Here is a 19,515-nt window from a genome sequence, read left to right as displayed (position 1 = left end):
AATCGCGCGACCTATGGTCGGGGTAACTCGAAAAACGGAGGGCGTTTAAGATGGCGCCCAAGCGTCCCAGAGGTGCGGGCGCGTTCCCGAAGGCGGTCGAAAGCCCCGCGCCAGCAAGACCCGATCCAGATGCGTTGTATGCGGCGCTGGATTTGGGGACAAATAGCTGCCGCATGTTGATAGCCCAGCCCAAGGGCAGCGGGTTCCATGTGGTAGACAGCTTCTCCAAGTCCGTGCAGTTGGGCGCGGGTTTGGAACGGACCGGACGTTTGTCCAGGTCTTCGATGGCGCGCACCATTCAGGCGCTGCGCATCTGTCAGCAAAAGCTGAAACGCAACAAAGTCAGGCGGATGCGCCTGGTCGCGACCGAGGCTTGCCGTCGCGCGAAAAACTCGCGGGATTTCATCCGACAGGTGAAACGCGAAACAGGTCTGACGCTGGAGATCATCCAGCCCGAGGAAGAGGCGCGTCTGGCCGTCATCTCGTGCGCACCACTCGTCTCGACCAAGACCGAACAGTTGCTCGTCGTCGATATCGGTGGTGGATCCACCGAATTGGTCTGGATCGACATCTCATCGGTTCCACGCCGCGACCGTCCAGCGGCAATCATGCGGTTACACAATGGATTCCATCCCGCTGAAAGCCCCTTTCCTGCCGCTAAGGTGGTGGATTGGATCAGCGTTCCCTTGGGCGTTGCGACTTTACGAGACCAATTCCACGACGTCGAAAACGACTCCGCTCGCTTTGCCCTGATGAGCTGGTTTTTCGAAGAAAACCTCGCCGATTTCGCGCCCTACAAGGACGAACAGGCCCGCGAAGGGTTCCAGATCGTAGGAACTAGTGGGACTGTCACGACCGTTGCGGCCTCACATCTGGGGTTAAAGCGCTATGACCGGACCAAGGTGGACGGCCTGCGCATGACCAGTGATCAGATTGACAAAGTCATACGTGGGTATCTGGAACTCGGCCCGCAGGGTCGACGCCGTGATCCCCGGATTGGGGATGACCGGCAGGCGCTGATCATGTCCGGCTCGGCCATTCTGCAGGCGCTGTTAAGGTGCTGGCCCACCGACCGCCTTTCTGTGGCGGACCGGGGGCTGCGCGAAGGCCTGCTTTATGCACAGATGAGCGCGGACGGCGTGTTGGAAGACGGACCGTTTTGACAAAGGCCGCATTCGATATGCCGCTTTCAACAATTGCCATCGCCTATCGCTCGTCCACAGCAGCTACTACTGTATGCACCCTGGAGGCTGCTGGGTTTGACGTTTTTTGCCCCGGCTTTCATATCGCAAACAATTTTCCTCACTTCGCGCTGGGCATCGGTGGTATATCCATCGCTGTACCAGCGGCCCAGATGCCAGACGCCTTGGCGTTGCTGAAGAGTTTTTCAGAAAACTCTATGGAAAACAGCACCCTTGGCGACAGAGCATTGAATGGGCTGGGGTGGCTATTCTGCGGCGTTTCTTCTCCTTGGCCGGATTTGCTATTGAAAGATGCACCGATATCATCGGCTTGATACCCTTTCGGCGAACAGATAGACGCCTTGCAGTCTTCAGGAGACCCCAACTATGGCCAAAACACCAAGTGGCAAAAACACCTCGGGCCGTGGCCAACGCGACCTGAAGGTGAAAGTCAAAACAGCGCGCGGGCGCAAGCTCAGCTCGACCCGTTGGCTCGAGCGGCAGTTGAACGACCCCTATGTGAAGCGCGCCCAGGCCGAGGGGTATCGCGGGCGCGCGGCCTATAAGATTCTGGAATTGGACGACAAGTTTCGTTTTCTCGTTCCCGGCGCGCGCGTGGTCGATCTGGGGTGTGCCCCGGGTGGCTGGCTGCAGGTGGCAGTGAAACGCGTCAATGCTCTGGGTGAGAAGTCGGGTAAGCGCATCGGAACGGTACTGGGTGTGGACCTGCAAGAGGTTGAACCCGTGGCCGGTGCCGAAGCGCATGTTCTGGATTTCATGGAAGACGACGCCGATGTGAAGGTCAAGGATTGGCTGGGCGGCAAGGCCGATGTGGTTATGTCGGACATGGCGGCGGCCTCATCCGGGCACAAGCAAACCGACCACCTGCGCATTATGGCCCTGTGCGAAACAGCTGCCTATTTCGCGTTTGATGTTCTGGATGAAGGCGGCACGTTTGTCGCGAAGGTTCTGGCAGGCGGTGCCGAGGGCGATCTGCAGAAACTGTTGAAGCAGAAGTTCGACAAGGTCGCGAATGTTAAACCCCCCGCATCACGGTCGGACAGTTCCGAAAAGTTCGTGGTCGCGACGGGATTTCGCGGCTGAAATCAATCGTCCAGCCAGCTCCGATCGCCCGCCAGCACCTGCTCGCGCAGCGAAGCAGAAGCTATGCCTTGCAGCAACAAAGCCTCGCCGTGGTTGATGTATTCGGGCGGCTTTGCCCGCAACTCTTCGACCCTCTGTGACAGGGCCAGCGGCCGTTTCAACTGAGACGTATGGACCGGTTTAAGAAACATGTGTCACCTGTAAGCTGGCGCAAATCTTGCCTCAGCTTCATCAGTATCCCTGAAATTTGCCGGTAACGTGGCGGAATCCGGGCCAAGCCATGCCGTATCAGCGGCCCAGCTGCTCCTTGAGCTGTTGCAGGTTTGGATCGTCTGGAACAATCTCCAACCCCTGTTCCAAAACGTCCAGCGCCGCCTGCGGTCCGCGATTGATCTGCGCCAGTTGCACCAGCATCGGCCACGCCTCGGCACGTTGCGGGTCTAGTGCAACGACCTCCTGAAAAGCCTGTTCTGCAGCCAGAGAGTTGCGGAACGTCAGGGCCATCCCGCCCAACACAAGATGCGTTTCGGGAAAGTCCAGACGGTTGGAAATCGCGCCCTGCCATTCCGACATGCCCTGCCCTGACAATTGCTGCTGTTCTGCAGTCAGGGCTTGTGGCGGAATGGTGAGGACCTCTTTCGCAGCAGAGATGCGCACGTTCTTCAAAGGATCAGAAAGCAGCGGCTCAAGACGCTGAATCTGGTCGGGCAAGCTGGCCTGACGCTGCAGAGGCGCCGCATTGGCGCGAACCAGCGGGTCTTCATCGGTCAGCAACGGGGCCGTTCTGGCCGCCACGTCCGCGGACCCAAATGGCTGAAGAAGGTAAGCGGCTGTTGCCCGTACGATGCCCGGCTGCTCCGGGTCAATCGCGATGCCCAGCAAATCCTCGGGACTGTCAGCGCGCCCAAGCGTGGCCGCCTCAAATGCCGATCCGAAATGCGGTTCTCGGTGTGCGCTATCGGGGAACCAGCTTTCGATTTGCTGCGCAGCCCAAGCCTGACCCTGATCCTGATGGCAATCTGTGCAAGCATCCTGTCCCAGCCCCAGATCAGGACGCGGAATACGGAAGCTGTGATCGCGCCTGCCGTCCACGCCCATGTAAACACGCTCGATCATATGGCAGGACTTGCACTGCGCGCCGTCGCTGCCCGCGGGGTGGTTATGATGTTCGGGGGTGTCGTACTCTTTGGCCGTCAATGTCGGAAAATCTGGGTTCCCGGCTGGTGAATGGCACTGAGTACAAATCCCGTTTCCGTCCGCTTTCAACGTTGCACTGTGTGGTTCGTGGCAGTCCATACAACCGACGCCGCGATCATACATCTTGGACTGCAGGAAGGAGCCGTAGACGTACACCTCATCCATAATCTGTCCGTCGGGTTGGTACAGCCCCGGTCTGAGCACGGCGAGGTTATACGCGTCATGGTAGGGTGTTCCGGGTACAGGATTGCCATCCCGGTGCGCCTCGCGGCGGGAATGACAGCCCGCGCATTGCTGGATCTCTGCTTCGGTCTGACCCCTGCCCCAATCCATGCTGAAACCCGTATCGCCGAGACCTGCGGCAAGGCTTTGGCCCCCGACCCAGTCAATATGCGCCGAACCGGGCCCGTGGCAGGCTTCACATCCTACGCCAATCTCAACCTGTACTGAGCTGTATGCCCGGGTTTCAGGCTCATAGTTCTTTTTGAAACCAGTCGCGTGGCATTCCGCGCATCGCGCGTTCCAGTTTTTATAAGGCCCGGTCCAGTGCAACCCATCGTCGGGCGGCAAGTCCTGATCGGGGTAAAGGTGGAACCACTGCTTGTTCTCGGTATCCCAGACAACATCAAAGCTTTGCAATCGACCGGGTTCGGTTTCGAAAAGGTATTGTTGCAACGGCTCAATGCCTACAACAGAGTGAACGCCATAGGTGGTGGCCACCTCGTCTTTTTCGGTGACTTTGGCCTGCAACGAACCACTCGTATCGGTGAACTCGACCGACATGCCGTCATGGTCGAACCGCGTCCCACCAAAATCCGCGACGACCGCGCCATCGTCGACCTCGGTCCAGGCCAGCGCATGGTGAGATGTAGTCCACGCCGCGGCTTCGTCCTCGTGGCATTCGACGCATTGATCCGACCCGACATAGACGGGCGATTGACCAAAGGCTGCAATCGGTAAGAACAAACAGACGCCAAACGCCAAAAATTTCACTGATTACCCCGATTCTGTTCTTTTTCCAGATCCATCAGAGCACCGTTGTATTCGGCACCAAGGATCAAAATGGCAGCGCACAGGTAGAGAAAGATCAAGGCAGCCATGACACCAGCCAAACCGGCGTATGTGGCACTGTAGGTGGCAAACTGGGCGATGTAGATTGAAAACCCCCAACCTCCTGCGGCCCAAAGACCCAGTGTCAAAACCACCCCCGGCAGGATTTGCATCAACCTGTGTCGGCGGGTTGGCAGGATCATATGTGCCAGCACAACGATGCCTGCGGGCACCGCAACTGTAAACGTCCAGCGCAACCGGTCCACAGACAACCAGTCGGAAACGTTCAAATCCGTCTTCTCAGTTACCAACTGTGTGTAAAACGGTAAAACGACCTCGACCGCTGCGATCGCCAGGATAACCACACCGCCAACGATCACGAGACCAAGGCACAACAGCCGCGTTTTCCAGAACGGCCAGACATCCTTGTCATGATAGGCTTGGTTCATAGCTGCCCGCACCGCCATGACACCGTTCGACGCAAAGAAGATCGCCAAAAGACCACCCAGGGTGATGACGCCTGAACCAGACTCTTGCAGCACGGCACGCAGCTCGGCCACGATGGGGCCTGCGACATCTTTTGGCCAGGCGCCAAAGATCAGTTCGATCAATTCATCGGTGACATATCCTTGGGACAAAGACCCGGCCAATGCCACCGTGAACAATACGAACGGGAACAAGGCCAGCATCAAAGACATGGCGACGTGACTGCTCATCACAAAACCGTTCTTATTGTTAAATCGAACGATCGCCAGCCAAAGCGCCTGAACAGGCCGGCCAAGAGAGGGAATCACACGTGCGCTCATTCCCAGACCCTAACCCGCCTCGCCATTCCTCTGAAACGGCAAATCCCGCGTAAGTGTAAATTATCTCGCTCAAATATCTGGGCACATTGCAGAATCTTGCCCGCGCGTGCAGGATCACCTTCCAGAGCGATCACCAATCGGTGTAATGTGCCAAACGGCACGACAGGCGGGCTAATCAATGACTTTGGAACCAGACCAGAACTCTGCGGCACCGCGACTGAAGCTGTCGGTTGTTCGGGACACGACGATTGTAGCCACGCTGATCGTGCTGGGTTTGTACGCAGGTTCCGCCTTTCTGATCCCGCTTACAATGGCACTGCTGATCAACGTTCTAATCATCGCTCTCAGCGACCGGGTCATCGCGCTGACACGGGTGCCGGTCTGGCTGGCCAATCTGGCGGGAGTCACAGTCGTGCTGGCCGGTTTGTTCGTGATCATGTACATTCTCGGCAGTCAGGCGACCCAGTTCGCCCGGTCGATAAGCACCTATGAAAACCAATTCGACGGCGCGGTTCACCGTATTACCGGGCTGGTGGGCAATGACGTTACCAAGTTCATCCGCGACAACCTCGTCAGCATCGACATGTCCTATGTCGCGCGCGTGCTGCTCAGCGGTGCGACATCTCTGCTGAACCAGTTCTTTCTGATCAGCCTTTACGTGGCATTCCTGATGGCCGAGCGTTTGGCCTTTCGAAAAAAGATCCAGCTGGCAGCGGGCAATCCTGAAACCGGGGCCGAGTTCACGTCAATTCTGGATGCGATCACCTTCAGCCTGCAACGTTATGTCGGCGTAAAAACTTTCATCAGCCTGGTCACGGCAGGTATTAGCTATACCGTCTTCAAAGTCCTTGGGCTTGAATACGCGGAAACATGGGCAGTTCTGACCTTTGCGTTGAATTTCATCCCGTCGATCGGTTCGATTATCGCTGTGATCTTTCCGGCCATGATCGCTCTGGTTCAGTTTGAAACGATTGGGCCCTTCCTGATCATCGTCTTCGGTTGCGGCACCATTCAGTTTCTGATCGGCAACTTTCTGGACCCCGCCTTGCTCGGTCGGTCGCTGAATATGTCCACGTTTCTGGTGATCCTGGCGTTGACCTTCTGGACAACCGTCTGGGGGCTGATCGGCGCGTTCCTCAGTGTTCCCCTGACGGTCTGCATCCTGATCATCTTCAGCCATATCCCCGCGCTCAGGCCTGTGGCGATTTTGATGTCTCTGGACGGCCGTCTTGGCGACGACAACGCGCCCGCGCGCCAGCATTGATCGATGCAGAGCCCTGTTTTCATAGGGTCCGAAATCTATCGCCATTCGACTTATGGCTCCAAACATCCGCTGGCTATTCCGCGTGTTTCCACTGTCATCGACCTTTGCCGCGCGCTGGGATGGCTGACGGCGAAAAATTACCGGGTTAGCCCCTGCGCGAAACCAAGCGCCCTGCAAAGGTTTCATACACGCGACTACATAGCTGCCCTGCAGATGGCAGAGCACGATCAGAGTGTTTCGGATGAAGTCCGTACCAAATACGCGCTGGGCACGCTGTCAAATCCGGTGTTTCCGGAAATGTACCGACGCCCGGCTACAGCGGCCGGAGGGTCCATGCTGGGCGCGGAGTTGATCCGGGACGGCGGCATCGTATTCAATCCGGCCGGTGGCACGCACCATGGCCTGCCCGACCGCGCCAATGGGTTTTGCTATTTGAACGACCCAGTCCTGGCAATCATGACGCTTTTGCAGATGGGTCTGAATCGTGTCGTCTATGTCGACATTGACGCGCATCACTGCGACGGGGTCGAGGCCGCCTTTCGAGGCGCAGACAAGGTCCGAATGATTTCGGTCCACGAAAACCGACGTTGGCCCTTTTCCGGCACGCTCATGGATGATGCAGGCGGCGCATCTTTGAACCTACCGGTACCCAAAAACCTGAATGACGACGAGTTTTCAGCCATTCTTGACCAGTTGATCCTGCCTGCGACCGAAGCGTTTCAGCCCGAGGCAATCGTTCTGCAATGCGGAGCGGACGCCGTCGCCGAAGATCCGTTGTCGCGCCTGACGCTGTCAAACAACTCGCATTGGCAGACGGTCGCCGCGTTAAAACACCTTGCCCCGCGAATACTTGTTCTGGGCGGCGGAGGGTACAACCCATGGTCCGTCGGACGGCTGTGGACCGGTGTTTGGGCCACGCTGAATGGGTTCGATATTCCCGACGGCCTGGATGCCGAGGCACAGGCGATCCTTGAGGGCCTGACGTGGAACCGAGCGGCAGGCCGGCAACCTTCGCCCCACTGGGTGCAGACCTTGCGCGACGCACCAAATCACGGTCCAATCCGCCCTGAATTGAAGGAGGATCTGCGTCAACTGATCGCGCGAATTTCCCGGTAGAATGCCGAAGCAAACGCTGCTAAATTGCCGTTGTTACAAAGCTTTTTTTACCACACCGCATCCTGACAAAACTCGATGTCAGCTCCGTAATCTGGCGCCGATTGGAACTACGAGATGAATGCACTTAATCAGATAATTGAACTTAAATCCCGTATGGGACAGGCCATCATCGGGCAAACCGAGGTGATCGACCGCCTTCTGATCGGAATATTGGCGAATGGAAATTTGCTGATCGAGGGGCTGCCCGGTCTGGCAAAAACCCGCGCGGTCAAAGCCATGGCCAAAAATCTGGACGCCAGTTTCAGCCGGATTCAGTTTACACCCGATTTGCTGCCTTCGGATGTCACCGGCACCGAGGTTTTTCAGCAGACGGACGACGGCGGTGCTTTCCGCTTCGAGCCGGGCCCCATCTTCGCCAATATCGTCCTGGCGGACGAGATCAACCGCGCCCCGGCCAAGGTCCAGGCTGCTTTGCTTGAGGCGATGGAGGAACGGCAGGTAACCGTTTCGGGCACAACGCATAAGATGGAACCCCTGTTCATCGTGATGGCAACGCAAAACCCGATCGAACAGGAAGGCACGTATCCTTTGCCTGAGGCACAGATGGACCGGTTCCTGATGCATGTGCAGATCACCTACCCGCCGGTCGAGGACGAGGTTGAGGTGATCCGTCTGGTGCGGAACGAAGAGATCGCAGCCGGAATAAATGCATCCAACCAAATCCCACAGACCATCCCACAAGACGCCGTTTTCGCCGCGCGAGCGGAGATCGGACAGATTCACGTGTCTGACGCGATGGACCGGTACATGGCCGATCTCGTGCAGGCGACGCGAACCCCGGGCGCGCTCAGCGAGGAACTGGCAAGCTGGATCGACATCGGGGCCAGCCCACGCGCCTCGCTGGCTCTGGACAAGTGCGGCCGCGCACATGCGTGGATGAACCAGCGCGACTATGTCGACCCGGCCGATGTTCGCGCGATCGCACACGACGTTTTCCGCCACCGCGTCACGCTCAGCTTTGAGGCGCAAGGTAACGCCAAATCGGCGGATGACGTGATTTCGGAAATCCTGCAGCTTGTCGCGCTGCCTTGACCCCTGAGTAACACCGCGTGACCCAGACCGCCGCATATCCCGACGACCCGCGCATCCACGTTGATGCGAACCACCTGTTGCGGTTGGGTCCCAAGTCGCGTGCGCTTAGCCTCTTGCCCCGACAACCGGCCCGATCAATCTTGAACGGCCGACATGCCTCGCGCCTGCGCGGGCGCGGACTGAATTTCGAAGAACTGCGAAACTACCTACCCGGAGACGACATCCGCACAATCGACTGGAAAGTGACCGCTCGCACAGGAGAGCCCCACGTTAGGGTCTATACCGAAGAGCGCGACCGCCCGGCCCTGTTGCTGGTTGATCAACGGGTTTCGATGTTCTTCGGAACTCAGGTTTACATGAAATCGGTTATCGCGGCCGAGGCAGCGGCCACTGCGGCGCATCGCGTGCTTGGACAGGGCGACCGGGTCGGCGGGATCGTCTTTGGCGACACCGATCTGGCCGAACACCGTCCACAACGGCGACCAGCCGCCTTGACGCGCTTTCTGGCCTCTGTGGGGTCTTTGAATTCAAATCTTCACGCGTCGCTGCGTCCAGAACCGACGGTGACTCTGAATGATGTGCTGAAACAGGCCGCACGGATCGCGCATACCAATTCGCTGGTAAGTGTATTTTCGGATTTTGACGGGCTGAACGAGACTTCGGAAAAACTACTTCGCAGACTATCGGCGTCCAACGATCTTATCTTGTTCAATATTTCCGACCCGAGCTCTCGCGAGATAGCTCCGAACCTCAGAATGACCGTGTCCGACGGCGACCGCCAGATCGAGATCGACAGCTCGGACCCTGAATTGTCGCCTCGCATAAGCGCAGCGTTGAAGGACCGTTTAGCACAACTGCAAGTCTGGTCGCGCCGCTATGGCTTTCCGATCGTGCCTTTGACCACAGCGGAACCAACACTCGACCAACTCCTCAGGCTGTTCGGTCATCGCGGGGGCCGATGATGAGCGTTGATGTCGAAGGCAAATCGCTGGTTGAACTGCTGGACATGCTTGAACCCGCCCCGGCACCCGACCCGATTTCGATGATGCCGCAGACATGGGGCTGGGCTGGGCTTGCGCTTATCCTCACGGGATTGATCGTGCTTGGTGTAAACGCTGTTCTGCGCCACCGCCGGGCAAATGCCTACAGGCGCGAGGCGCTGGTAGAGCTGGCGGCCGCGGGCGACAGCGCCGCTAAAACGGCCGAGATTCTACGCCGCACCGCGCTGGTCGCCTTCCCGCGCAAGCAAGTTGCTTCGTTGCATGGTGATAAATGGGTGAACTTCCTTGACCAAACATCTGAAAAAACATCATTTCAGGAAAACACATGCCGCGCCCTTAGCGAGGCACCTTACAGAGAGGATTCGACTGACCCAAACCTGACAAAGCTTGCGCGGGACTGGATCAGAACCCACAAGCGAGAAAGGACTACGTAATGTTTTCCTTTGCAGCACCTTGGGTCGTTCTCCTGCTGCCGCTGCCCGTAATGGTGTACTGGTTCGCCCCTCCGCACCGAGAGAAAAGCAGCTCAATCCGCATCCCGTTCTTTCGCCACGTCGCGCAAGCTGCTGGGGTCGAGCCTAAATCCGGATCCGTCATCCTGAGCCGCGCAAAGCTGCAGACCGGAATCGTTGTACTGATCTGGCTTCTTCTGGTGACTGCAATGGCCCGCCCTGAAAAGCTGGGAGAGCCCGTGGTCATCGAAAAATCGGCCCGGGACGTTGTGCTCGCTTTGGACATATCCGGCTCGATGGATCAACGCGATTTCACGTCGTCAGACGGAACGCCCAAGCAGAGGCTGGCCGCCGTCAAGGATGTGCTGCGGAGTTTCATCGCTGAACGTCAGGGGGATCGCATGGCGCTGATCATCTTTGGCACCCGCGCGTTTGTACAAGCTCCGTTCACGGAAGATCTGAATAGTTTGACCGGGTTCCTGGATCAAACCGCAGTGGGTATGGCCGGGCCGAACACCGCTTTGGGGGATGCCATCGGATTGGGAATTCGCACCTTCGAGTCAAGCGAGGTCGATCAACGCCTGATGATCGTGCTCAGCGATGGCGCAGATACGTCCAGCCGTATGACGCCGGTCAACGCCTCAGCCATTGCCGCGGATAAGGGCGTCGTTATCTACACGGTGGGTGTCGGGGACCCGAACGCTTCGGGCGAGGATCGTGTCGACCTGGACGCTCTAAAGGAAATCGCGGATCGGACCGGGGGCGAGTACTTCTTTGCGGATGATGAGGACGCATTGACAGAGACGTATGAACGCATTGACCAGCTCAATCCCCGGGTCGTGGAAACACAAAGCTACCGCCCGCGCGAAAGCCTTGCACATTTTCCCCTTGTTCTGGCCTTGGTAGTGATGCTTGGCAGCATTGCCGGCCTGCATTTCGCGCAGCGGCGCAAAGGTGCCGCATGACCGAATTGTTGGCAGAATTTCACTTTATTCGCGCCTATTGGCTGCTTTTCCTCATTCCGATAGCCGCACTGTGGTGGTTGACGCGCCCTAAGCCACAATCGCGATCCCAACAATCCGCCGGCATCGCGCCGCATCTTGCCGCTGCACTTAGATTAGGGGCCGAAGACGAACGGCGCGTGTATCCGATCGATGTCGCGATGATTGCTGCAATCTTTACCACTTTGGCGGCGGCAGGACCGACATGGTCCCGTGCGCCCAACCCGCTGGTCGCGGATACTGCGCCATTAGTGATCGCGCTAAAGGTCACGGACAGCATGGACGAGCCCGACCTTCCTCCTTCACGCCTCGAACGGGCAAAGTTCAAAGTTACCGACCTGATCAATGCCCGTGCGGGCGCACGCACCGCTTTGATTGCTTATGCCGGGACACCGCATCGCGTTGCGCCCTTGACCGAGGACGCCAATATCCTCCGCCCCCTGCTGGAAGGTCTCTCGCCAGCCGTCATGCCAAAACAAGGTGACGCCGCTGCGGACGCGCTGGCCATGGCTGACTCAATTTTGGGCGAAAGTGAAACGCCCGGGGCGGTCTTGTTTGTCTTGGATGACCTCGCCCCATCGCAACTGGCCGGTTTCGAAGACGCGACTACACCTCTTTTCTTCCTCACAATGCTGCCCGGAGATCAGCGCATCGCGCAATTGGATGGCCTAAAAAATGCGACGGTCGTGCCGTTTTCGGGCGATGATAGAGATATCAACAGGTTACAACGTCAAATTCAGTCCGCCTATTCAGCCGCAGTGGACGATGATGACCGCGTGGATTGGCAGGACCGAGGTTGGATTCTTGCGTGGCCTGCCGCACTTTTGTCGTTGCTGTGGTTTCGACGGGGTTGGGTCATCAGATGGGCTTTTCTGGCGCTGTTCTTCACGACCCCTTCGGGTCCTGCGTTGGCCGATGGATGGCGGGATTGGTTCCTGACCCCGGATCAGCAGGGACAAATCGCGATGAACCAGAAACGCTATGACGAGGCGGCTGACCTGTTCCAGGACCCCTATCACGAGGCGTATGCAAGGCTGAAAGAGGGACAGTATCCCGAAGCAGCAACAATCTTTGCGGAGCTTGATACGCCAGAGGCCGCATTTTCCGAGGGTATGGCCAGAATTCGAAATCGGGAGTATCGCCCCGCCATAACGGCCTTTGAGACAGCGCTGGAACGTCGCCCGGACTGGCCTGAAGCACAGCACAATCTGGAAGTTTCCAAAGCCGTCCTCGAATACGTCGAAACGACCCGCGAACAGTCGGACACAGGCGAAGAAGCGGGGATTGGCGCCGACGATACGGTCTTTGACAATGAGTCCGGCCGAGGAGAGAACACAACCGTTCAGGCCCCGACCGAAGGCGCGCAAACCATGTCGGCAGATCAGTGGATCAGCACCATTGACACGGACATGCAGGACTTTCTTCGCAACCGCTTCCTTCTGGAAAATCAGGAGCAGCAGCAATGAGGTACCTCCTTCTTCTCATGCTAATGCTGCCGGTGCCGCTGTTGGCACAAACAGAGATCCAACCTCAGGTCACTGCCGAAGCGCCGACCGAGCCGGTTACCGTCGGTCAGCCCGCAATTGTTCGGATAAAAGTTCTTGTCCCGACGTTCATGCCGTCTCCGCCGGTGTATCCTTCTCTGGAGAAAGAGAACCTGCTTGTGCGCCTGCCAGAACGCGCCTCGGGCCCGGTCAGTGAAACGGTGAACGGCGAGACCTGGACGGGTGTCCAGCGCAGCTATCGCTTGTACCCGCTTCAAGCGGGTCAAATCATGTTTGGCGCTCAGGATATCGTCGTCACCTTTGCAGATCCCGATACGAACGCGCCAACGCAGGTGAGCGTCCCCCTGCCCGAGATGACATTGAACGCAATCGTTCCTGATGGCGCCCGTGATCTGGACCCGCTGATCATCGCAACGGGTTTCGAGGTGGATCAGCAGATCGAAGGCTCGACCGAGATGGAAAACGGCGGGGCTGTCACGCGCCGTCTGACCGCCAATATATCAGGGACGACACCTTTCCTGATCCCCGAATTGATACCCGAAATTCAGGACCCTCTGTTGCGCGCCTATCCAAAGGAACCGCGTTTTGCGGAAAGCGAAGACCGGGGGATATTGTCCGGGCAGCGCGTGGATGAAATTACCTATCTCGCGCAGGACGGCGGCCAAACCGAACTGCCGCCCATTTCGGTTCGCTGGTACAATCTGGAAACCGATCAAGTAGAAACCATCGACATCGAACCGGTCGAGTTGACCCTAGCGCCACCCAAATGGCAGCCGCCAGACGCGGAAACCATTCTGACCGTTCTCGTTTGGATCGCCTTGCTGGTATTGGCATTCTGGGGCGGGCTGCGCTTCTTTGGTCCTCGCGTCAAAACGTGGAACCAAACACGGCAGCAAAAGTACCAGGCGTCCCCCGAGTTTGCGTTGAATGCTTTAAAGATCGCGCTTCAAGAACGAGATTTTTCAAGCACTTACGCGGCATTGGAAATGTGGAAAGCACGGAGTGCGTTCCCCGAAATGGCTTTCGGCCTCGAGAGAAGACTGGCCAAGATAGGGGCCGCGATATACTCGACAAACAAGGGGGATGCAGGTGCAGATTGGTCAGCTGCGATTTCCGAACTCAAGGTCCTGGCGCAAACACATCGCCACCAGTCAGATCCGCTTCCACCGCTCAACCCGTAGCATCAGCACTGACAGCTGGAGATCAATTGCCGTCTGTCTATAAGACGAACCCGGCCGTAACCAAGCTCGATCAAACCCAGATCCGCAAGGCGGTGCAGATTCCGGTGCAGTGTCGGCTGAGATACGGCGACCATCGCTGCCAGCTCTTCCTGTGAGACAACAATCCACCCATCAGACTTCGATGCCCCCTCGTCCAGATGCAGAAGGCGCAGCACCAACCGTTTTTCTGTGCCCGTTACCGCAAGGTTGGCCATGATGCGCAAAGCGGTCTGCATGTTCTCGTGCGACAACGCGTAAAAGTCGCGGACGTAATCGGGATTATCGCGCACCAACCTGTCGAGGCGCGAAGACGGAAAGAACAAAGCGCGCGTGTGCTGCGTTGCGAAGACACTCACCAGCCTTAGCGCCTCGGCAAACAGCGCAAGATCACCGATCCAGAACCCGCCGCCCTGGCGGTGAACCACGAATTCCTGACCATCATCCGCCGGCGCCATGACCTGAACGGCACCTTCCAAAACCGCATAGACTCCATTGGCCGGGTCCCCGATGTGATAAAGAGGCTCGCCGGTCTCAAACGACTTGGTAATCCCACAAGCGAGGAGGTCCGATTGAAAACGAGCACCGCGCGACCCGAACCACCCCGACGCCAACAACTGTTTCCTGTCATTGGGATTATCAAACATTAGTATTCTTCGATCTCATCATATGATAGGTTTCCGGTCATTATCATAGCTTAAGGTATAGCTATTCGATTCTCGACTTAATCCTAGATTTTCCGTTCGAGAATCAACACCTTGTTGGCGGACCTAATACGAACTTGGGCGCCTTCAATTACTTTTTTATCAACGGGTCATTAAGACTCGGTCAGTTCTGGAGCACACTATGTCACCACCTCGATCGATCGCAGAAAATTGGCGCAGCAAACTGCGCGTGTTCGCTGTAGCTTCCGTTGCCGTTGCATTGGCCCTGCCTGCATGGGCACAGGATCAAAAGCCCAATATACTGGTAATCTGGGGCGACGATATCGGGCAGTCCAACATCTCGGCCTACACGATGGGCCTGATGGGATATCAGACTCCGAATATCGACCGGGTCGCGAAAGAGGGCATGATCTTCACCGACTATTACGGCGAACAGTCCTGCACCGCCGGTCGCTCTTCTTACATCATGGGCCAGTCGGTATTCCGCACCGGTCTGTCCAAGGTCGGCCTTCCGGGTGCAGATCTGGGCATGCAGGTCGAGGACCCGACCATTGCCGGCCTGTTGAAAGACCACGGCTATGTCACCGGTCAGTTCGGCAAGAACCACCTTGGCGACAAGGATGAGCACCTTCCGACAAACCACGGTTTTGACGAGTTTTTTGGCAACCTCTACCACCTCAACGCGGAAGAAGAGCCCGAAAACGAGGATTACCCCGGCGACGCGGTTCTGGCGGATGGCCGCACGTTCCGCGAAGCGTATGGACCGCGTGGCGTGATCAAGTCCAAGTCGGACGGCACCATCGAAGATACCGGCCCACTGACCAGAAAACGTATGGAAACGGTTGACGAAGAAACCGTCGCGGCCGCGGTTGACTTCATCAAGCGTGCCCACGAGCAGGGCCAGCCCTTCTACGTCTGGTGGAACGGCACGCGTATGCACTTCCGCACCCACGTCAAAGACGAGATGCGCGCGCAAGCGAATGAAATCGTAGGCGGCGTTGCGGACGAGTACACCGCTGGCATGATCGAACACGATATGCATGTCGGGCAATTGCTGGACCTGTTGGATGAACTCGGCATCGCTGACAACACCATCGTGCATTACTCGACCGACAACGGTCCGCATATGAACACGTGGCCGGATGCAGCGGCAACGCCGTTCTGGGGTGAGAAGAACACCAACTGGGAAGGCGGATGGCGCGTGCCTTCAATGGTTCGTTGGCCCGGACAGATCGAAGCCGGCTCGGTCACAAACGAGATCGTGCACCACATGGACTGGCTACCGACCTATCTGGCGGTTGCAGGTGATCCCGACATCAAGGAAAAGCTGAAAGCTGGGTATAGCTCGTCCGGCATGGGCCGTGACTACAAGGTGCATCTGGATGGCTACAACATCCTGCCCCTTTTGACCGGCGAGACGACTGAAAGCCCCCGCGCCGAGATATTCTATTTCTCGGATGACGGTGACCTGACGGCGTTGCGCTATGACGACTGGAAGCTGATCTTCCTTGAGCAGAAAGCATGGGCAACGCTGCGTGCGTGGATCGAACCCTGGACCGAGCTGCGAATTCCGCTGATCGTGAACCTGCGTCGCGACCCGTATGAGCGCGCGTATCGTACATCCAACACCTACTATGACTGGCTTCTGGATCGGGCTTACTTCCTGGTTCCGGCCCAGCAATACGTGGGTAACTTCCTTGCAACCTTCCAGGAATTCCCGCCGCGCCAGAAAGCGGCAAGCTTCAACCTGGATCAGGTCATGGAAAAACTAACAACGCCGACCAACAACTAAGTCGAGCGAAGAAAATCTCGGGGCCGCCACATAAAGGGCGGCCCTTTTCACATTGAAATTTAATGAGAAGTTCATGCGACATTTTGTTCTAAGCGCCCTGCTGTCCTGCGCCCCGTTGACCTTGCTTGCGGACCCGCTGCCCAGCTGGAATGCAACTGAAAGCAAACAGCGGATCATCGAGTTTGTCGCCGCCGTCACTGATCCGGACAAACCGGAATACGTCACACCCGCCGAACGAATTGCCGTGTTCGACAATGACGGAACCCTATGGGCGGAACAGCCGGTCTATTTTCAGCTGTTCTTTGCCATGGATCGTCTTGCCAAATTGGCCGAAGCCGACCCATCGATCCTGTCCACGCCCACCTTACAGGCCGCCGCGAACGGAGATATTAAAGCCGTTCTGGAAGGCGGCCATGACGGTTTGATCGAGGTGATAAATGCCTCGCACTCCGGCGTCTCGGTGGATGAGTTTCAAGACGCGGTTGCCGAATGGCTGGACACCGCCCGGCACCCGGACACGGACCTGCCCTATGATCAGATGACCTATCAGCCGATGGTCGAGCTTTTGCGGTATCTACGCGATGAGGGATTCAAGACCTACATCGTTTCCGGCGGCGGTCTGCACTTCATGCGCGTCTTTGCCGAAGAAGCCTATGGCATCCCGCCTGAACAGGTATTGGGTACCTATACCGACACGACCTATGACAGCGCCGAAGGTGCGCCGGTCATCACCAAGGCCCCCAGCATCGCATTTGTTGATGACAAGGAAGGCAAACCGATCAACATCGAGCGCACAATCGGCAGACGCCCGATATTGGCCGGCGGAAACTCGGACGGCGATTTCGCCATGCTGGAGTGGACCATTGCGGGCGACGGACCAAGGCTTGGCGTACTTGTTCACCACACGGATGCAGAACGCGAATGGGCCTACGACCGCGAAAGCCCGATCGGGACTCTGGTCGATGGGTTGGATAAAGGGCCGGACATGGGCTGGGTGATCGTAGATATGGCGCAGGACTGGTCGCGCATCTACACTGGGGCGAACTGAACCGTAACGGAGCCCGATAACCCCATGTGGACACTGCTTGTTTCCGTCTTTCTGTTCGCGCTGTATGTCACGGCAGTTGTCTTCGCGGTTCGGGCGGCCCAGACCGCGCGCACGCCTCAGGGTGCGGTCGGTTGGGTGGTTTTTCTGATTTCTGCGCCGATGTTAGGCGTACCGCTCTACCTGTTTCTGGGGCACCACCGCTTTAGCGGGTACCGTATCGCGCGCAAGGAAAGTCAGCGCGTGGTCGAAGGGATCAAAACCTTTGCCGACTACTCAAGGCCGGACCCTGAGAAGATGCTCATCAACCCCCGACCATTCGAGGCTCTGGCGCATTTGCCCGTGTCGCGTGGCAACGGTGCGGAACTGCTGGTTGATGGGCAGGCGACCTTCGACTCGATATTCCAAGCTATCGATGCGGCGAAGTCGTACATCCTGATCCAGTTCTACATCGTGCGCGCCGACGAGTTGGGCCAAAAACTCAAAGCCAGGCTGATCGCCGCAGCAAAGCGCGGTGTCAGCGTCCGGTTCATGATGGACGGTGTCGGAAGCTATTCGCTGCCTTCGGACTACATTGAGGAAATGCGCCAGGCCGGAGTCACGATCGCAGACCCACGCGAACAACGCGGGCCAAAGTTCCGTTTTCAATTAAATTATCGCAACCACCGCAAGTCGGTGATTATCGACGGCGAAACAGGTTTTATCGGTGGGCACAACGTCGGGGTCGAGTATCTTGGGAAGGATCCGCATTTTGGCCACTGGCGCGACACGCATATCAAGATGACTGGCCATATCGTCCGGCAGTTGCAACTGATCTTCATCGAAGACTGGCACTGGGCCCACGAAGAAGACCTGATCGATCAGCTGGACTGGGCCGGATCCGAGGCAGGTCAGGACATGAACGCCCTGCTGGTGGCGACCGGGCCGGGTGATGAAAACGAAACCGGGGCGCTGATGTTCTTCGCCGCAATCACCGAGGCTCAGAATCGGATTTGGATCGCGTCGCCCTACTTCGTGCCTGACATCGACATCATGACCGCCCTGAAGCACGCGGCGTTGCGGGGCGTCGATGTGCGCATCCTCGTGCCCGACTCCATTGATCACCGCCTGCCCTGGCTGGCGGCCTTTGCCTATTTCGACGAAATTCGCGAATGCGGTGCCAAGGTGTTTCGGTACAAAGATGGTTTCATGCACCAAAAGGTGTTTGTGGTCGATGACGCCTTGGCTGCAGTCGGAACGACCAACCTGGATAATCGGTCATTCCGGCTGAACTTTGAGGCCATGGCCCTTTTCTTTGATACCAGAGCAGCCGAGGCCGTTGACGCAATGCTGCAAGTGGATTTCGAGAAATGCTATGAGCTGACGCGCACCTTGGGTCAGCAACCTGCCCCAATTCGCCTTGGCGCGCCGCTTGCCCGATTGTTTGCGCCGATCCTTTAGGCGATGAACCGTTCCTGAAACACGCGTGTCATCAGGGCGACCATGTAAGCGGTCGACAGTCCAAACGCCAACAGGCCAGTAACTGCGGCAAACGTTCCGAAAATACGCAGGTCTTCACCCAGAACGATATCGCCGTAACCAAGCGTCGTGAACGACACGAGAGAGAAATACAGCGCCGTGTTCCAATCGGGCAGGACGCTGCCGAACACCCAGACAATCGCCCAGATCCAGACCTGAATGGTATGGGTCGCAACAATAAAGGCCAGGGCGATGGCGATCGGACCAGCGGTTGCAAGAATGACGCCTTTCTTTTCCCATCGCTCGACAAACCTGTTGATAGCCAAAGTGCACATTGTCAGCAGGATGATTTCGACCAGAAAGCAAAGTCCAAGAAAGGTGCTTCCCCAAAGAATCTGCTGCGACAAGGTCATGTTTTTCCATCCTGAATTGCGCCGACGGCCAACCGGTCCACAATGACCTGCGAGCACCAGTGAAACAACCCGCGCCGCGCCGATCCTTAGTGCGGCGAAAGGAACCGATGGTGCGTCACCTCTGGACAGTTGGCGAAACTGTTGCAAATCCTTGTG

Annotated in this window: 19 protein-coding genes; 14 read left to right on the top strand and 5 right to left on the bottom strand. The window is 57.5% G+C overall.

Features of this window, described 5'->3' with window-relative positions:
- The first annotated feature begins 50 nt into the window (after positions 1–50).
- The 3 genes from ACR0AA_RS02825 to ACR0AA_RS02815 are packed head-to-tail and all read left to right on the top strand — an operon-like array spanning position 51 to position 2,285.
- Positions 51–1,163 (top strand): Ppx/GppA phosphatase family protein, encoded by a 1,113-nt coding sequence (locus ACR0AA_RS02825; protein ID WP_480660281.1) that lies wholly within the window; start codon positions 51–53, stop codon positions 1,161–1,163.
- On the top strand, positions 1,160–1,516 hold the full coding sequence (locus ACR0AA_RS02820) for a hypothetical protein (RefSeq protein WP_480660283.1): 357 nt from the start codon (positions 1,160–1,162) through the stop codon (positions 1,514–1,516). Before ACR0AA_RS02825 ends, ACR0AA_RS02820 begins: the two co-directional genes overlap by 4 nt.
- Before the next feature lie 52 nt (positions 1,517–1,568).
- Positions 1,569–2,285, top strand: a complete 717-nt coding sequence (locus ACR0AA_RS02815) for an RlmE family RNA methyltransferase (RefSeq protein ID WP_170424660.1) — start codon at positions 1,569–1,571, stop codon at positions 2,283–2,285.
- 2 nt (positions 2,286–2,287) lie between these two features.
- Here ACR0AA_RS02815 and ACR0AA_RS02810 read toward each other — a convergent pair whose 3' ends face one another.
- The 3 genes from ACR0AA_RS02810 to ACR0AA_RS02800 all read right to left on the bottom strand — a co-directional run bounded on the left by ACR0AA_RS02810 (position 2,288) and on the right by ACR0AA_RS02800 (position 5,338).
- The gene (locus ACR0AA_RS02810) at positions 2,288–2,476 is read right to left on the bottom strand and encodes a hypothetical protein (protein WP_480660285.1); all 189 of its coding nucleotides are present in this window, start codon (positions 2,474–2,476) and stop codon (positions 2,288–2,290) included.
- A 97-nt stretch (positions 2,477–2,573) separates the two neighbouring features.
- Positions 2,574–4,475 (bottom strand): cytochrome c3 family protein, encoded by a 1,902-nt coding sequence (locus tag ACR0AA_RS02805; protein ID WP_480755389.1) that lies wholly within the window; start codon positions 4,473–4,475, stop codon positions 2,574–2,576.
- Positions 4,472–5,338: a YihY/virulence factor BrkB family protein gene (locus tag ACR0AA_RS02800; protein ID WP_480755388.1), complete on the bottom strand. Its 867-nt coding sequence runs from the start codon at positions 5,336–5,338 to the stop codon at positions 4,472–4,474. The genes ACR0AA_RS02805 and ACR0AA_RS02800 overlap by 4 nt, the downstream gene beginning before the upstream one ends.
- 178 nt (positions 5,339–5,516) lie before the next feature.
- On the opposite strand from ACR0AA_RS02800, the gene ACR0AA_RS02795 reads away from it, so the two are divergent.
- The 8 genes from ACR0AA_RS02795 to ACR0AA_RS02760 all read left to right on the top strand — a co-directional run bounded on the left by ACR0AA_RS02795 (position 5,517) and on the right by ACR0AA_RS02760 (position 13,950).
- Positions 5,517–6,602 carry an AI-2E family transporter gene (locus ACR0AA_RS02795; protein ID WP_480660291.1) on the top strand — a complete coding sequence of 362 codons (1,086 nt, stop codon included), beginning with the start codon at positions 5,517–5,519 and terminating at the stop codon, positions 6,600–6,602.
- Between the two features lie 3 nt (positions 6,603–6,605).
- On the top strand, positions 6,606–7,718 hold the full coding sequence (locus tag ACR0AA_RS02790; RefSeq protein ID WP_480660293.1) for an acetoin utilization protein AcuC: 1,113 nt from the start codon (positions 6,606–6,608) through the stop codon (positions 7,716–7,718).
- 114 nt (positions 7,719–7,832) lie between these two features.
- Positions 7,833–8,810 carry an AAA family ATPase gene (locus ACR0AA_RS02785; RefSeq protein WP_480660295.1) on the top strand — a complete coding sequence of 326 codons (978 nt, stop codon included), beginning with the start codon at positions 7,833–7,835 and terminating at the stop codon, positions 8,808–8,810.
- A gap of 17 nt (positions 8,811–8,827) precedes the next feature.
- Complete coding sequence (locus tag ACR0AA_RS02780) at positions 8,828–9,772, top strand: DUF58 domain-containing protein (RefSeq protein WP_480755387.1); 945 nt, start codon at positions 8,828–8,830, stop codon at positions 9,770–9,772.
- Entirely contained in the window at positions 9,772–10,245 is a 474-nt protein-coding gene (locus tag ACR0AA_RS02775; RefSeq protein WP_480660299.1) for a DUF4381 domain-containing protein, read from the top strand. Before ACR0AA_RS02780 ends, ACR0AA_RS02775 begins: the two co-directional genes overlap by 1 nt.
- The gene (locus ACR0AA_RS02770; protein WP_480755386.1) at positions 10,245–11,228 is read left to right on the top strand and encodes a VWA domain-containing protein; all 984 of its coding nucleotides are present in this window, start codon (positions 10,245–10,247) and stop codon (positions 11,226–11,228) included. Before ACR0AA_RS02775 ends, ACR0AA_RS02770 begins: the two co-directional genes overlap by 1 nt.
- Positions 11,225–12,730 carry a VWA domain-containing protein gene (locus ACR0AA_RS02765; protein WP_480755385.1) on the top strand — a complete coding sequence of 502 codons (1,506 nt, stop codon included), beginning with the start codon at positions 11,225–11,227 and terminating at the stop codon, positions 12,728–12,730. Before ACR0AA_RS02770 ends, ACR0AA_RS02765 begins: the two co-directional genes overlap by 4 nt.
- Entirely contained in the window at positions 12,727–13,950 is a 1,224-nt protein-coding gene (locus tag ACR0AA_RS02760) for a hypothetical protein (RefSeq protein ID WP_480660305.1), read from the top strand. The genes ACR0AA_RS02765 and ACR0AA_RS02760 overlap by 4 nt, the downstream gene beginning before the upstream one ends.
- A gap of 2 nt (positions 13,951–13,952) precedes the next feature.
- On the opposite strand, the gene ACR0AA_RS02755 is transcribed toward ACR0AA_RS02760, so the two are convergent.
- Complete coding sequence (locus ACR0AA_RS02755) at positions 13,953–14,633, bottom strand: Crp/Fnr family transcriptional regulator (protein WP_480660307.1); 681 nt, start codon at positions 14,631–14,633, stop codon at positions 13,953–13,955.
- 199 nt (positions 14,634–14,832) lie between these two features.
- Here ACR0AA_RS02755 and ACR0AA_RS02750 point away from each other — a divergent pair, with 199 nt between their 5' ends.
- From ACR0AA_RS02750 to cls, 3 genes are all read left to right on the top strand, one after another.
- Positions 14,833–16,443 (top strand): arylsulfatase, encoded by a 1,611-nt coding sequence (locus tag ACR0AA_RS02750; protein WP_480660309.1) that lies wholly within the window; start codon positions 14,833–14,835, stop codon positions 16,441–16,443.
- A gap of 73 nt (positions 16,444–16,516) precedes the next feature.
- Positions 16,517–17,491 (top strand): HAD family hydrolase, encoded by a 975-nt coding sequence (locus ACR0AA_RS02745; protein ID WP_480660311.1) that lies wholly within the window; start codon positions 16,517–16,519, stop codon positions 17,489–17,491.
- A gap of 24 nt (positions 17,492–17,515) precedes the next feature.
- Complete coding sequence (cls, locus tag ACR0AA_RS02740) at positions 17,516–18,928, top strand: cardiolipin synthase (protein WP_480755384.1); 1,413 nt, start codon at positions 17,516–17,518, stop codon at positions 18,926–18,928.
- Here the strand turns inward: cls and ACR0AA_RS02735 are convergent.
- The gene (locus tag ACR0AA_RS02735) at positions 18,925–19,359 is read right to left on the bottom strand and encodes an ion channel (RefSeq protein WP_480660314.1); all 435 of its coding nucleotides are present in this window, start codon (positions 19,357–19,359) and stop codon (positions 18,925–18,927) included. The genes cls and ACR0AA_RS02735 overlap by 4 nt on opposite strands.
- Between the last annotated feature and the right edge of the window lie 156 nt (positions 19,360–19,515).

Source organism: Ruegeria sp. CE8 (assembly GCF_056537465.1).
The sequence above is the reverse complement of the archived record's forward strand: the minus strand, read 5'-3'. Positions and strand labels throughout refer to the sequence as shown.

What these genes read in the sequence shown, in the direction of transcription:
- ACR0AA_RS02825 (WP_480660281.1), top strand. Translation starts at nt 51, where the DNA reads ATGGCGCCCAAGCGTCCCAGAGGTGCGGGCGCGTTCCCGAAGGCGGTC.
- ACR0AA_RS02815 (WP_170424660.1), top strand. Translation starts at nt 1,569, where the DNA reads ATGGCCAAAACACCAAGTGGCAAAAACACCTCGGGCCGTGGCCAACGC.
- ACR0AA_RS02810 (WP_480660285.1), bottom strand. Translation starts at nt 2,476, where the DNA reads ATGTTTCTTAAACCGGTCCATACGTCTCAGTTGAAACGGCCGCTGGCC.
- ACR0AA_RS02800 (WP_480755388.1), bottom strand. Translation starts at nt 5,338, where the DNA reads ATGAGCGCACGTGTGATTCCCTCTCTTGGCCGGCCTGTTCAGGCGCTT.
- ACR0AA_RS02795 (WP_480660291.1), top strand. Translation starts at nt 5,517, where the DNA reads ATGACTTTGGAACCAGACCAGAACTCTGCGGCACCGCGACTGAAGCTG.
- ACR0AA_RS02790 (WP_480660293.1), top strand. Translation starts at nt 6,606, where the DNA reads ATGCAGAGCCCTGTTTTCATAGGGTCCGAAATCTATCGCCATTCGACT.
- ACR0AA_RS02785 (WP_480660295.1), top strand. Translation starts at nt 7,833, where the DNA reads ATGAATGCACTTAATCAGATAATTGAACTTAAATCCCGTATGGGACAG.
- ACR0AA_RS02775 (WP_480660299.1), top strand. Translation starts at nt 9,772, where the DNA reads ATGAGCGTTGATGTCGAAGGCAAATCGCTGGTTGAACTGCTGGACATG.
- ACR0AA_RS02770 (WP_480755386.1), top strand. Translation starts at nt 10,245, where the DNA reads ATGTTTTCCTTTGCAGCACCTTGGGTCGTTCTCCTGCTGCCGCTGCCC.
- ACR0AA_RS02765 (WP_480755385.1), top strand. Translation starts at nt 11,225, where the DNA reads ATGACCGAATTGTTGGCAGAATTTCACTTTATTCGCGCCTATTGGCTG.
- ACR0AA_RS02760 (WP_480660305.1), top strand. Translation starts at nt 12,727, where the DNA reads ATGAGGTACCTCCTTCTTCTCATGCTAATGCTGCCGGTGCCGCTGTTG.
- ACR0AA_RS02755 (WP_480660307.1), bottom strand. Translation starts at nt 14,633, where the DNA reads ATGTTTGATAATCCCAATGACAGGAAACAGTTGTTGGCGTCGGGGTGG.
- ACR0AA_RS02750 (WP_480660309.1), top strand. Translation starts at nt 14,833, where the DNA reads ATGTCACCACCTCGATCGATCGCAGAAAATTGGCGCAGCAAACTGCGC.
- ACR0AA_RS02745 (WP_480660311.1), top strand. Translation starts at nt 16,517, where the DNA reads ATGCGACATTTTGTTCTAAGCGCCCTGCTGTCCTGCGCCCCGTTGACC.
- cls (WP_480755384.1), top strand. Translation starts at nt 17,516, where the DNA reads ATGTGGACACTGCTTGTTTCCGTCTTTCTGTTCGCGCTGTATGTCACG.
- ACR0AA_RS02735 (WP_480660314.1), bottom strand. Translation starts at nt 19,359, where the DNA reads ATGACCTTGTCGCAGCAGATTCTTTGGGGAAGCACCTTTCTTGGACTT.